This is a genomic window from Burkholderia sp. 22PA0106 (assembly GCF_047497155.1).
GTDB lineage: Bacteria > Pseudomonadota > Gammaproteobacteria > Burkholderiales > Burkholderiaceae > Burkholderia.
Genome location: NZ_CP163162.1, coordinates 2,597,646 through 2,609,218, shown reverse-complemented (window position 1 = coordinate 2,609,218; position 11,573 = coordinate 2,597,646). Strand labels below are relative to the sequence as shown.

Annotated in this window: 11 protein-coding genes; 6 read left to right on the top strand and 5 right to left on the bottom strand. The window is 69.7% G+C overall.

The genetic code is table 11. The features are described 5' to 3' along the window. Nucleotides 1–17: 17 nt before the first annotated feature. Genes AB4850_RS11210 through AB4850_RS11200 form a run of 3 tightly spaced genes read right to left on the bottom strand, consistent with a single transcriptional unit; the run spans nucleotide 18 to nucleotide 2,298 of the window. Nucleotides 18–770, bottom strand: coding sequence for a helix-turn-helix domain-containing protein (locus tag AB4850_RS11210; RefSeq protein ID WP_414439879.1), 753 nt, complete (start codon nucleotides 768–770; stop codon nucleotides 18–20). Between the two features lie 44 nt (nucleotides 771–814). Further along, nucleotides 815–1,156 (bottom strand): FKBP-type peptidyl-prolyl cis-trans isomerase, encoded by a 342-nt coding sequence (locus AB4850_RS11205; protein ID WP_414439878.1) that lies wholly within the window; start codon nucleotides 1,154–1,156, stop codon nucleotides 815–817. Nucleotides 1,157–1,215: 59 nt separating this feature from the next. Next, a complete protein-coding gene (locus AB4850_RS11200; RefSeq protein ID WP_414439877.1) occupies nucleotides 1,216–2,298 on the bottom strand; it encodes a LacI family DNA-binding transcriptional regulator in 1,083 nt (360 codons plus the stop codon). Nucleotides 2,299–2,482: 184 nt separating this feature from the next. On the opposite strand from AB4850_RS11200, the gene AB4850_RS11195 reads away from it, so the two are divergent. The 6 genes from AB4850_RS11195 to AB4850_RS11170 all read left to right on the top strand — a co-directional run bounded on the left by AB4850_RS11195 (nucleotide 2,483) and on the right by AB4850_RS11170 (nucleotide 8,749). Continuing rightward, a complete protein-coding gene (locus AB4850_RS11195; RefSeq protein ID WP_414439876.1) occupies nucleotides 2,483–3,475 on the top strand; it encodes a substrate-binding domain-containing protein in 993 nt (330 codons plus the stop codon). Nucleotides 3,476–3,543: 68 nt separating this feature from the next. Further along, complete coding sequence (locus AB4850_RS11190) at nucleotides 3,544–5,079, top strand: sugar ABC transporter ATP-binding protein (RefSeq protein WP_414439875.1); 1,536 nt, start codon at nucleotides 3,544–3,546, stop codon at nucleotides 5,077–5,079. After that, nucleotides 5,072–6,088, top strand: coding sequence for an ABC transporter permease (locus tag AB4850_RS11185; RefSeq protein ID WP_414439874.1), 1,017 nt, complete (start codon nucleotides 5,072–5,074; stop codon nucleotides 6,086–6,088). The genes AB4850_RS11190 and AB4850_RS11185 overlap by 8 nt, the downstream gene beginning before the upstream one ends. Next, entirely contained in the window at nucleotides 6,085–7,149 is a 1,065-nt protein-coding gene (locus AB4850_RS11180; protein WP_414439873.1) for an ABC transporter permease, read from the top strand. The genes AB4850_RS11185 and AB4850_RS11180 overlap by 4 nt, the downstream gene beginning before the upstream one ends. Next, entirely contained in the window at nucleotides 7,146–8,039 is an 894-nt protein-coding gene (locus tag AB4850_RS11175) for a sugar phosphate isomerase/epimerase family protein (protein ID WP_414439872.1), read from the top strand. The genes AB4850_RS11180 and AB4850_RS11175 overlap by 4 nt, the downstream gene beginning before the upstream one ends. Beyond that, the gene (locus AB4850_RS11170) at nucleotides 8,036–8,749 is read left to right on the top strand and encodes an AAA family ATPase (protein ID WP_414439871.1); all 714 of its coding nucleotides are present in this window, start codon (nucleotides 8,036–8,038) and stop codon (nucleotides 8,747–8,749) included. The genes AB4850_RS11175 and AB4850_RS11170 overlap by 4 nt, the downstream gene beginning before the upstream one ends. Here AB4850_RS11170 and AB4850_RS11165 read toward each other — a convergent pair. Next, nucleotides 8,746–9,492, bottom strand: a complete 747-nt coding sequence (locus AB4850_RS11165; protein ID WP_414439870.1) for a response regulator — start codon at nucleotides 9,490–9,492, stop codon at nucleotides 8,746–8,748. The two genes, AB4850_RS11170 and AB4850_RS11165, sit on opposite strands and share 4 nt — an antisense overlap. After that, nucleotides 9,482–11,272: an ATP-binding protein gene (locus tag AB4850_RS11160; protein ID WP_414439869.1), complete on the bottom strand. Its 1,791-nt coding sequence runs from the start codon at nucleotides 11,270–11,272 to the stop codon at nucleotides 9,482–9,484. Before AB4850_RS11160 ends, AB4850_RS11165 begins: the two co-directional genes overlap by 11 nt. Nucleotides 11,273–11,573 lie beyond the last annotated feature (301 nt).

Below are 11,573 nucleotides of genomic sequence, written 5' to 3'. Positions count from 1 at the left end.
GGGGAGGCCCCAGGGCTTCAATGCCGCCCGGCCCGCCACTGCCCCGGCGCGATGCCGAAGCGGCGCGTGAACGCGTGCGTGAGCGCGCTCTGATCGGCGAAGCCGACGTCGGCCGCGATGTCGGCCAGCGCGCGCCGTGGATCGGCGAGCAGCAGCACGGCCGTATCGAGCCGCAGCTTCAGCAGATAGCGATGCGGTGTTTCGCCGAACGCTTCGACGAACACCTGATGGAAGCGCCGCAGGCCGAAGCCGCAATGCGCGGCCAGATCTGCCACGCGCAACGGTTCGGCGAGGCGCGCGCGCAACCAGCGGTCGATGCGCGCGAAATCGAGGCCGGCAAGGTTGTTGGCCACCGTATCGCCCGGCATGCCGACCAGTGCGTCGCAGAGCCGCGCGGCAGCCTGCCATTGCGCCGTGCGCGAGGTGCCCAGCGTATCGAGCGCGGCCAGCTCGTGCACCAGCGCGTCGAGCGCCGGCGCCACCGCGATCGGCCGGCCGCGTGCGAACAACCGCTCGGGCACCGCCAGCGAGGCCACCGGCAGGTCGAGCACCAACTGGCGATTCGGGCCGAGGCCCGCGTAATCGTGCCGTGCGCCGGCCGGAATCAGCCAGGCGTGACGGCCGTCGACCCGCTCGGCCACGCCATCCACCGACATCACCATTTCGCCCGCCACACCGAGCACGACCTGATGGAAGTCGTGCATGTCCGAGGCTTCGTCCACGCCGTAACGGCGCAGCGACAGCGAGGGAGCGATAGGGCGGGCGGTCATGAGAGAGCGGTGGGGCTTCAGCGGGCCAAGCGGCGAAAACCGCCTCAGACCTTCAGCAGTTCCACTTCGAACACCAGCGTGGCGTTCGGCGGAATCACGCCGCCCGCGCCGCGCACGCCGTAGCCGAGTTGCGGCGGGATCGTCAGGCGGCGCGCACCGCCGACCTTCATGCCCTGGACGCCTTCGTCCCAGCCCTTGATGACCATGCCGCCGCCGAGCACGAACACGAACGGATCGTTGCGATCCTTGCTCGAATCGAACTTCTGGCCGTCGGTCAGCCAGCCGGTGTAGTGCACCGTGACGGATTGGCCGGCCTTGGCTTCGTCGCCGGTGCCTTCGGTCAGTTCTTCATACTTGAGACCGGAATCGGTGGTCACGACAGTCATCTGCTACTCCTGAAAGGAACGGGAAAAACGCTATTGTAGTCTGCCCGGCGCGGCCTTTCTCAGCGCTCCTGCGCGACGACGGACGGCTCCGCGTCGTGGGTGTCGAACCGCTCGCCGAAGCGCGTCGGCACGACGATCCTCGGATGCGGATGCACGCTGCCGCCACCGGCCGCGGCCGCGTCCACCAGCGCGAACGCCTCGCCCATCATGGTCTGCACGTCCTGCCGCAGCATCGTCACGTCGAACGGCAGATGCACGGCGAACGGATCCCAGTCGAAACAGCCCACCACGGCGCGCTGCCATTCGGGCAGGGGCAGATCGGCCGCGTATTGCACTAGCCCCTCGAACGCGGTGATCGAATTCATCAGCATGCCGGCCGGCAGGCGGCCGAGTTGCGCGACGCGCCGCGCGAGCGCTTCACGCGTGGCGGCCGGGCCGTAACCGCAGCAATCGATCGCGTCGGGCGCGGGCGGCGGCAGGCCGCGCGCGGCGAACGCGTCGCGAAAGCCGGCGATCCGCATCTCGGTGGCGTATTCGTGGGCGATGCCGCCGAGCAGCAGCAACTCGTCGGGCGCCGCGCCGCGCGCCAGCATCTTGTCGAGCAGCATGTCGGTCAGCGTGCATGCGCCGCTGCGGTTGTCGGACACCACCGACGGCGCGCCGTCGCCGGGCAGGTCGAGGTTCACCGACGGCACGCCGGCATCGGCGCACAGCGCGTTGAGCGGCCCCGGATCGCGCACCCCGGCGATGAACAGCAACTCCACGCGCTGCGACAGCAGGGTTTTCGTCACGCTCAGCTCGACCGCCGGATCGCGCTTGGTGCCTACCACGATCGGGCACAGCGCGCGGCCCTTGGCGCGTTCCTCGAAGGTTTCGGCCAGCCCCGCGAAGAAGCGGTTGCGGTAGTGCGGAATGATCATCCCGGCCAGGCCCGAGCGCGACAGCCGCAGGCCGCGCGCGCTCTGGTTGACGTGGTAGCCGAGCGCCTGCGCGCAATCGAGGATGCGCCGCGCGGTGTCCTCCTTGATCCGGTAACGGGCCCAGGTGCCGTTCAGCACCATGCTGACGGTGGAGGTGGACGCGCCGGTGGCCTTGGCGATGTCGTAGATGGTGGATTTCTTGCTGCTGGGCGTGGAGGTCATGAGTGAGGTCCCGCTGCGCGACTCGGCGGCGCTTATCAGGGTTTTCCTGTGCTTCCCGTCTTCGCTGAATGGATTCAGCATACACGAACTTTCTTTGCTGAATGGATTTAGCAGAGAAAACAAAATGTAATTCACGCCGCCAGCCCGTGCCGGGCGAGCGCGGCCTTCACTCGATGGAGGAGACATGGCAAGGAACTGGATGCGCACGCTTTGCGCGGGTGCGGTTGCCCTGGCGCTGACGACGGGCCTCGCGCTCGCGTCGCCCGACAAGCCGGTGATCGGCGTGGTGGTGAAGGTCGGCGGGATTCCGTGGTTCAACGCGATGGAGGCGGGCATCAAGAAGCGCGCCGATCAGCTCGGCGTGAAGGCCTTCATGGTCGGCCCGACCAGCGCCGACCCGGCGCTGCAGGTGCGCGCGATCGAGGATCTGATCGCGCAGCACGTGGACGTGATCGGCGTGGTGCCGAACGACGCGCAGGTGCTGGAGCCGGTGCTGCAGCGGGCGCGCGCGGCCGGCATCAAGGTGATCACGCACGAATCGCCGCAACAGAAGAACGCCGACTGGGATTTCGAACTCGCCTCGGCCAAGGGCTTCGGCGAGGCCTATGCGAAGCGGCTGGCCGACCTGACCGGCGGCAAGGGCGAATACGCGGTGTTCGTCGGCTCGCTGACGGTGCCGCTGCACAACGCCTGGGCCGATGCGGCGATCGCCTACCTGAAGGCGCACGACCCGGGCATGACGCTGGTGGGCGACCGCTACGGCGTGGCCGAGAACGTCGACGCCTCGCGGCAGACGGCGCTCGACCTGATGCGCGCCCATCCGAACCTGCGCGCAATCCTGGCATTCGGCAGCCAGGGGCCGATCGGCGCGGCGCGCGCGGTGGCCGAGCGCCAGTTGAAGGGCAAGGTGATCGTGCTCGGGCCGTTCTCGCCGGGCCAGGGCCGTCGCCTCGTGCATGACGGCGTGCTGACGGGCGGCTACATGTGGAACCCGGAGCAGGCGGGCGAGGTGTTCGTGACGCTCGGCACGATGGTCGCGAAGGGCCAGCCGATCAAGGACGGCATGACGATCCCCGGCCTTGGCGTGGTGCATCCGAGCGGCCACAACCTGATCGTCGACCAGCTCGTCGACCTGAACGACAAGACCGTCGACGATCTCGCCAAGCTCGGCCTCTGACCGTTCCCCGAGAGGCAGCGCGCGGCACTCGCGCGCTGCCTCAAGCTCACGCAAGGGAGATGTCTTCCATGATTCCCGCTTCCTCCGCGCCGGCCGCCGACCGGGCGCCGGCGCAGGCCCCCGCGCTGCTGCATCTCGAGAACATCTCGAAGACGTTCGGCGGCGTGAAGGCCTTGCAGCAGGTGCGTTTCGACGTGATGCCGGGCGAGGTGCTGTGCCTGGCCGGCGAGAACGGCTGCGGCAAGAGCACGCTGATCAAGATCGTCAGCGGTGTCTATCAACCGGAGCCCGGCGCGCAGATGCGCTTCGACGGCGAGCCGCTCGCCGCGCTCGATCCGGCCGCCGCGCGCCGGCTCGGCGTGCAGGTGATCTGGCAGGACCTCGCGCTGTTTCCCGAGATGACGGTGGCCGAGAACATCGCGTTCGAGCAGAACCTCGGCGAGCGGCTGCGCTGGGTCGATTACGGCCGCATGCAGGCCGCCGCGCGCCGGATTCTCGAGCGGCTCGGCGTGGCGCTCGATCTCGATCGCCCGGTGCGCAAGCTGTCGATCGCGCAGCGCCAGATCGTGGCGATCGCGCGGGCGCTGGTGGCCGAGGCGCGGCTGGTGTTCATGGACGAGCCCACCGCCTCGTTGAGCCACGCCGAAACCGAGGCGCTGCTGGCGATCGTGCGGCGGCTGTCGGCCGACGGCATCGCCGTGGTGTTCGTCAGCCACCGGCTGGCCGAGGTGCTCGACGTCTGCACGCGCGTGACGGTGATGCGCGACGGGCGCTACGTCGGCACCTATCCGACCGCCGGCATGACGCAGACGCGCCTGACCGAACTGATGACGGGCCGCACCTTCGATTACGCGGTGCGCAGCACCGATCTGTCGGCCGCGCCGGTGGTGCTGCGGGTGGCCGGGCTGTCGCGCGGGCGCGAATACGCCGGGCTCGATTTCACGATCCGGCGCGGTGAAATTCTCGGGCTGACCGGCCGCCTCGGCGCGGGCCGCACCGAGCTGGCGCTGTCGCTGTTCGGCATGACGCGGCCCGACGCGGGCACGGTGGAACTCGACGGCCGGCGGCTCGCGCTGCGCTCGAACCGCGACGCGATTCGCGCCGGCATCGCCTACGTGTCGGAAGACCGCCTGCAACTGGGCCTGGTGCAGCCGCAATCGATCGCCGACAACACCGCGATCTCCGTGCTCGACGGCCTGCTCGACGCCACCCGGCTGATTTCCACGCGCCGCCGCGAGGCGCTGGTGCGCGACTGGGTCGCGAAGCTCGCCGTCAAGATCGGCCATCCCGACGATGCCGTCTCGACGCTGTCGGGCGGCAACCAGCAGCGCGTGGTGCTGGCCAAGTGGCTGGCCACGCAACCGAAGGTGCTGATCCTCGATTCGCCGACGGTGGGCGTGGACGTGGGCGCGCGCGCCGGCATCTTCGCGATCATCCGCGAGCTGGCGCAGGCGGGGATGGCGATCCTGCTGATCTCGGACGAGATTCCCGAGGTCTATTTCAACGCCGACCGGATCCTGCACATGCGCGGCGGCCGCCTCACGGCCGAATACGTGCCGGGCGAGGTTCCGATCGACACCATCGAGCGAGACGTCCATGCATGACCTGCTCCGCAAGACCGGCATCGGCTCGATCGAGGCGCTGCTGATCGCCGTGCTCGCCGTGATGGCGGCCGGCCTCGGCCTCACCACCTCGACGTTCCTGACGCTGTCCAACCTGTTCGACCTGCTGAACCAGAGCGCGGTCAACATCATCTTCGCGGTCGGCCTGCTGGTGGTGCTGATCGCGGGCGGCATCGACATCTCGTTCGCGGTGGGCGCGTCGGTCACGCAGTACCTGACCGCGCTCGCCGTGGCGCGGCTCGGCGGCGGCAACTGGGCGCTCGGCTTCGCGGCGGCGATGGGCTTCGGCTTCCTGCTCGGCGCGCTGAACGCGACCATCATCTACCGCTTCCGGATCGTCTCGATCGTGGTGACGATCGCCACCTTCAACCTGTTCTTCGGCGGGCTGATGTTCGTGACGGGCGGCGTGTCGATCTACGACCTGCCCGACTGGTGGATGAACCGCGTCTCGCTGCTGCAATGGCAGACGGCGAGCGGCGTGGCCACGCTCGCGCTGCCGGTGGCGGTGATGGCGGTGTGCGTGGCGGCCACCTGGTTCCTGTTGCGCCGCACGACCGCCGGCCGCCAGCTCTACGCGACCGGCGACAACCCGGAAGCGGCGCGGCGGGTGGGCATCCGGCTCGGCCGCATGCACTACCTCGCGTATGGCTGGCTCGGCATGATGAGCGGCATCGCCGGGCTGATGCAGGCGCACTACGTGCAGGAGGTGGTGCCGAACGCGATGTACGGCCGCGAGCTGGACGTGCTGGCCGCCGTGGTGCTCGGCGGCGCGCGGCTGGGCGGCGGGCGCGGCACGGTGCTCGGCGCGATCCTCGGCATCCTGCTGGTGTCGGTCACGGCCAACGGCCTGAACCTGCTCGGCATTTCCTCGTACGCCTACAAGATGATCGTGGGCGCGGTGATCCTCGCGGCGATCACGCTGTCGAGCGACGGCGTCGCTCGGCTGGTGGGCACGCGCTGGGCCGCGCGCGGCGCAAAGGTGGGCTCATGAACACGTCATCCCGTTCATCCGGCTGGCGCGCCGCGTTCGCGGTGCCGGCCGACGTCGCCGGGCTGCTCGGCTTCCTGGCCGTGGTGGTGATCGCGTTGAGCGTGGCTTCCGACCGCTTCATGACGTTCGGCACGTTCGAATCGATCGCGTTCCAGTTGCCCGAGCTGGGCCTGTTCACGCTGGCGATGCTGATGCCGCTGATTTCGGGCGGCTTCAACCTGGCCGTCACGTTCACGGCCAACATGGCCGGCCTGGCGATGGCCTGGGTGATCCAGTCGCACGGCGGCGCCGACGCGAGCCTCGGCATCGTGCTGCTCGGCATCGTCGCGGCGCTGGCCACCGGCGCGGCGGCCGGCGCGATGATCGGCGCGATCATCGCCTACACCGGCGCGAGCCCGATCCTGGTGTCGCTGTCCGCGATGATCTTCCTACGCGGGCTCGGCGAATTCCTCACGCGCGGCGGCGATATTTCCGGCTTCCCGGCCTCGGTGCGCTATCTCGGCAACGGGCTGTGGCTCGGCGTGCCGGTGCCGCTGTGGATCTTCATCGGCTGCGCGCTGATCTGGCATGTGGTGATGACGCGCTCGCGGCTCGGCTTCGCCACCCGGATGGTCGGTTCGAACCTGGAGGCCACGCGCTATTCGGGCATCGCCACGGCGCGCGCGATCACGCGCATCTACATGCTGTCGGGCCTGATGTGCGGCGTCGCCGGGGTGGTGATGCTGTGCAGTTTCAATTCCGTGCGCGTCGGCCACGGCGAGGCGTTCCTGCTGATCTCGGTGCTGGCCTGCTTCCTGGGCCGCGTCGATCCGTTCGGCGGGTTCGGCCGCGTGGTGCCGGTGGTGATCGCCCTGGTGATCCTGCAGGTGATCGCCTCCGGCCTGAACCTGCTCGGCGCGAACCAGCATCTGGCCACGGCGTTGTGGGGCGCGTTCCTGCTCGCCGTGATGCTGGCCCGCTGGATCTGGGCGCACGGCGTCCTGCAGCACCTGTTCCGCGAGCGCGCGCCCCGGCCGCCGGTGGCCGCGCCCGCATCCCGTCGACACAAGGAGAGCGAATGAACAAGCTGGGCGTACATGCACTGGTCTGGGAGGCCGGGTGGAGCCACGAGGAAGCCGCGCGCGCGATCGCGAACACGGCCGAAGTGGGTTTCGACTTCATCGAGATTCCGGCGCTGGACCCGGCCTCGATCGATACCGCGTTCACGCGGCGCGAACTGGAGCGCGCCGGCATCGGTTGCAGTTTCTCGCTGGGCCTCGACGCCGATTCGGACATCTCGAGCGGCGACCCGGAAAAGGCCGCGCGCGGCAAGCGCAAGCTGGAGGACGCGCTGCGCGTGGCGCGCGACTGCGGCGCGCGGCATGTCTGCGGTATTCTCTATTCCGCCTTCCAGAAGAACTTCGTGCCGACCACGCCGGCCGGCGTGGCGATGTCGGCCGAGATCATCGGGCAGGTGGCCGAAACCGCCGCGCAAAGCGGCATCATGCTCGGCCTCGAAGTGGTCAACCGCTACGAATCGAACGTGCTGAACACGGCGTCGCAGGGCGTCGAGATGTGCGAGCGGATCGGCCTGCCGAACGTGAAGGTCCATCTGGACACCTACCACATGAATATCGAGGAATCCGACGTGATGACGGCGATACGCGAAACCGGCGCGCATCTCGGCTATTTCCATACCGGCGATTCGCATCGCGGCTATCTGGGCTCGGGCAGCATCGATTTTTCCGAGGTGTTCCGCGCGCTGGTGTTCTCGGGCTACACGGGGCCGATCACGTTCGAGAGCTTTTCGTCACGCGTGGTCGGGCAGCCGCTCGAAGGCATTCTCGCGGTGTGGCGCAATCTCTGGGAAGACAGTCGCGACCTGGCCTCGCATGCGCTGCTGTACACGCGTGCGCAGTTGAAATCGGCGCAGGAAGCGCTCAAGCAGGCCGAGCGGAGCCGCCTGCCATGAGCGTGGCAGGCCAGCTTCACGGTCAGGGCGAGGGCGCGGCGCGCGAGGTGACGTTCGAGGCGCTGGCCGCCGCGTTGCGCGCGATGGATACGGCGCACGCAGTGAACGATGCGGCCGGGCGCGGCGCGCGCCGCGCGCGCCGCATCGTCGCCGTGGCCGGGCCGCCCGGCGCGGGCAAGAGCACGTTCGCCGCGCGCTTGTGCGCGACGTTGTGCGAGGGCCGGCCGGGCCGCGCGGCCTTGCTCGCGATGGACGGCTATCACTACGACGACCGCGTGCTGAATGCGCGTGGCGATCGCCCGCGCAAGGGCGCGCCGCATACGTTCGACATCGACGGGCTGGCCGCGATGCTCGCGCGGCTGGCGGCCGACGACGGCCGCGAGATCGCCGTGCCGGTCTTCGATCGTTCGGTCGAGATCGCCCGCGCCGGCGCGGAGATCATCGCGCCCGCCGCGCGCACGATCGTGGTGGAGGGCAATTACCTGCTGCTTGACGACCCGGCATGGGCGCCGCTGCGCGGCTTCTTCGATGCGACCGTGATGCTCGAGGTGCCGCGCGCGGTGCTGGTGGAGCGCCTGTCGGCGCGCTGGCACGGCTACGGCATGGATGCCGATGCGATCCTCGCCAAGCTCGACGGCAACGACCTGCCGAACGTCGATCGCGTGCTGACCGGTTGCGTGCGCGCCGATTTCCGCGTGAAGAACGTCTAGCGCAGTGCGCCGCCGCCCGCCGCGTTCGCGTCGGGCTCGAACTGATACCCGACGCCGTAGATCGAGCGGATGTAGTCGTGCTCGGGCTGCACCGCCTGCAGCTTGCGGCGCAGGTTCTTCACATGGCTGTCGACGGTGCGGTCGGTCACGACGCGATGGTCGTCGTAGAGCCGCCGCAGCAGGAAATCGCGTGAATAGATACGGCCCGGGTTCGCCACCAGCAGCGCGAGCAGGCGCAGCTCCACCGGCGTCAGGTGCAGGTTGCGGCCGTGCAGTTGCGCGAGGTGATGCTCGGGATCGATCGCGAACGGGCCGCCCGGGCTTGCGCCGGCTTCCTCGCCGGCCGGTTTCGGCCGGGCGGCCTGATCGATGCGGCGCAGGATCGCCTTCACGCGCGCCACCACCTCGCGCGGGCTGAACGGCTTGCAGACGTAGTCGTCGGCGCCCAGTTCGAGGCCGAGCAGGCGGTCGATCTCGTCGACGCGCGCGGTCAGGATGATCACCGGAATGATCGAGAAGCCGCGCAGGTCGCGGCAGATGTCCAGGCCGCCGCGCCCCGGCAGCATCAGGTCGAGCAGCACCAGCGCCGGTTCGTGCGCCTGCACGTAAGGCACTACCTCGCGGCCGTCGGCCACGATCGCCGTGCCGAATCCTTCGGCATGCAGATAATCGGCGAGCAGGGCGGAGAGCTTCGGCTCGTCCTCGACGATCAGGATGGTCGGCCCGGGGCGGTCAGTGTTCATGGTCCGGCTTCAACGAGGGGAACAGCATCATGATCCAGAGGCCGCCGAGCGGCGAGCGGCGCGCCGCGATCGTGCCGCCGTGCGCCTCGACGATATGCTTGCACAGCGCCAGGCCGAGGCCCGAGCCGCCGCTCTGGCGGCTGCGCGAAACATCGACGCGGAACAGCCGGTCGAACACGTTCGCGAGCATCGCGTCGGGCACCGCCGGGTGCGAATCGAGCACGTCGATCTGCCATTGCTCGCCGCGCCCCGTGACGGCCACCTGCACGGCGCCGCCCGGGTCGGTATAGCGCAGCGAATTTTCCAGCAGGTTCTGCAGCAGTTGCGCGAGCCGGTGCGGGTCGCCCGACATCAGCGCCGGCCCGGCCGGCACCTTCGTGTCGAGCGCGATGCGCTTCGCGCCGAGCCGCTCGACGAACGATTCGGCCGTGATCTCCACCACGCGCGCCACATCCACCGGAATCATCTCGAACGACAGCGCGCCGATGTCGGCCAGCGACAGCTCGTGCAGGTCGTCGATCAGCTTGCTGAGGAGGGCGATCTCCGATTGGAGCGAGGCGAAGGTGGCGGCGTCGGGGCGGCGCACGCCGTCCTCCAGCGCTTCCACTTCGCCGCGCAGCACCGCGAGCGGCGTGCGCAACTCGTGAGAGATATCCGCGAAGAAGTCGCGCCGCGCGCGCTCGGCGGCGGCCAGCGAGGCGGCGAGCTTGTTGAAGTCCACCGCGAGCTGGCTCAGTTCGTCGCTGCCGCGCTCGGGCACGCGCACCGCGTACTGGCCCTCGGCGAGCCGGTGGGTGGCGCGCACGATGCGGCGCACCGGCGCGAGGATCAGCCGCGCCAGCACCATCGCCACCAGCGCCGACAGCACGGCCGCCGCCACCACGATGACCCAGGTGGCGCGCGACTGCTGCATCTGGAAGCGCTGGTCGGCCGCGTAGAACAGCCCGCCGGGCTTGGCGATCGACAGCCAGCCGACCACCTTGCCGCCCGCGCGCAGCGCATGCAGCGGCGTGTCGGGCGGCGGCGGGTAGCCGACGAGGCGATGCCGCGCGGCGTCGAACAGCGCGATCGGCGGCAGGTGACGGAAGCCGGGCGGACGGTCGCGCCAGCCGTCGTACGGCATGCCGTAGCCGTCGCGGCGAGCGGTGTCGGCGGCGCTGCCGGAGTGGTCGTCCCAGGGGGCGCGATGGCGGGGGATGTTGTCCTGGGCGGCGTTTGAGTTGGCGCTTGATACAGCGCTTGAGCCTGCATTGGAGCCGGCCGAGGCCTCGGCGTCGCGCTGCGCGCGCTCGTGGCGCCAGCGTGCGTCGCGGTCGCCCTGCATGCCGCGCTCGCCGCCCTCGGCATCCGATGCCGCGCCGTTCCACGACCCACGGCCGGGCCGGCCGTGCCAGCGCCCGTCGCTGCCGCGTGGCGGGCCGCCGAAGCCGCCGTCGCGCCAGAACGGATCGCCGTCGCCGCGCGGTCCCGCGCCGGGCGGATTGCCGTGCGCCCAGCCATCCGGCCCCATGCCGTCGTGCGGGAAGATCGGCGCGACCGAGCGCACGAACGCGGGCCACGCCTCGGGCGTGGCGGTGATGAAATCCCAGTTGCCGTGCGTCGCGTAGCGGCTTTCGAGCGCCTTCGTCACGCGTGCGACTTCCTCGTCGTCGCGGCCCACCAGATAGCGCACGAAGCCGTTCTCGAAGCTGTAGCGCATCGCTGCCCCCATCGCGACGGCAACGGCGACGCAGGTGACGAGGATCGCGAGGAACAGTTTCGAGGTGATGCCGACTTTCATACCGGGACAGGATGGCCAGGGGAGATGCCGCGCAGGGCGTAATGGAACGTAAAGGGCTTAAAGGGCTTAAAGGGCGGAGCGGTGCCGCGCGGTGGCCGGCTCGCCCGACGCCAGCGGCGGATTGTCCGTCCTTTGCGCGCGCTGCGTGCCGGTGCGCGGGGCGGTTCCACATTTTCTCCTTAATTCCCCCATTTTTGATGCGCATTCTGTGCTTAGTCTCGGGGCATCGCGCATCGTCCCGGACGGCGGCGCGCGGCCGCGGCGCAGGCCAATGCCGCCCAGCCTCCGGATCGACGCCCAT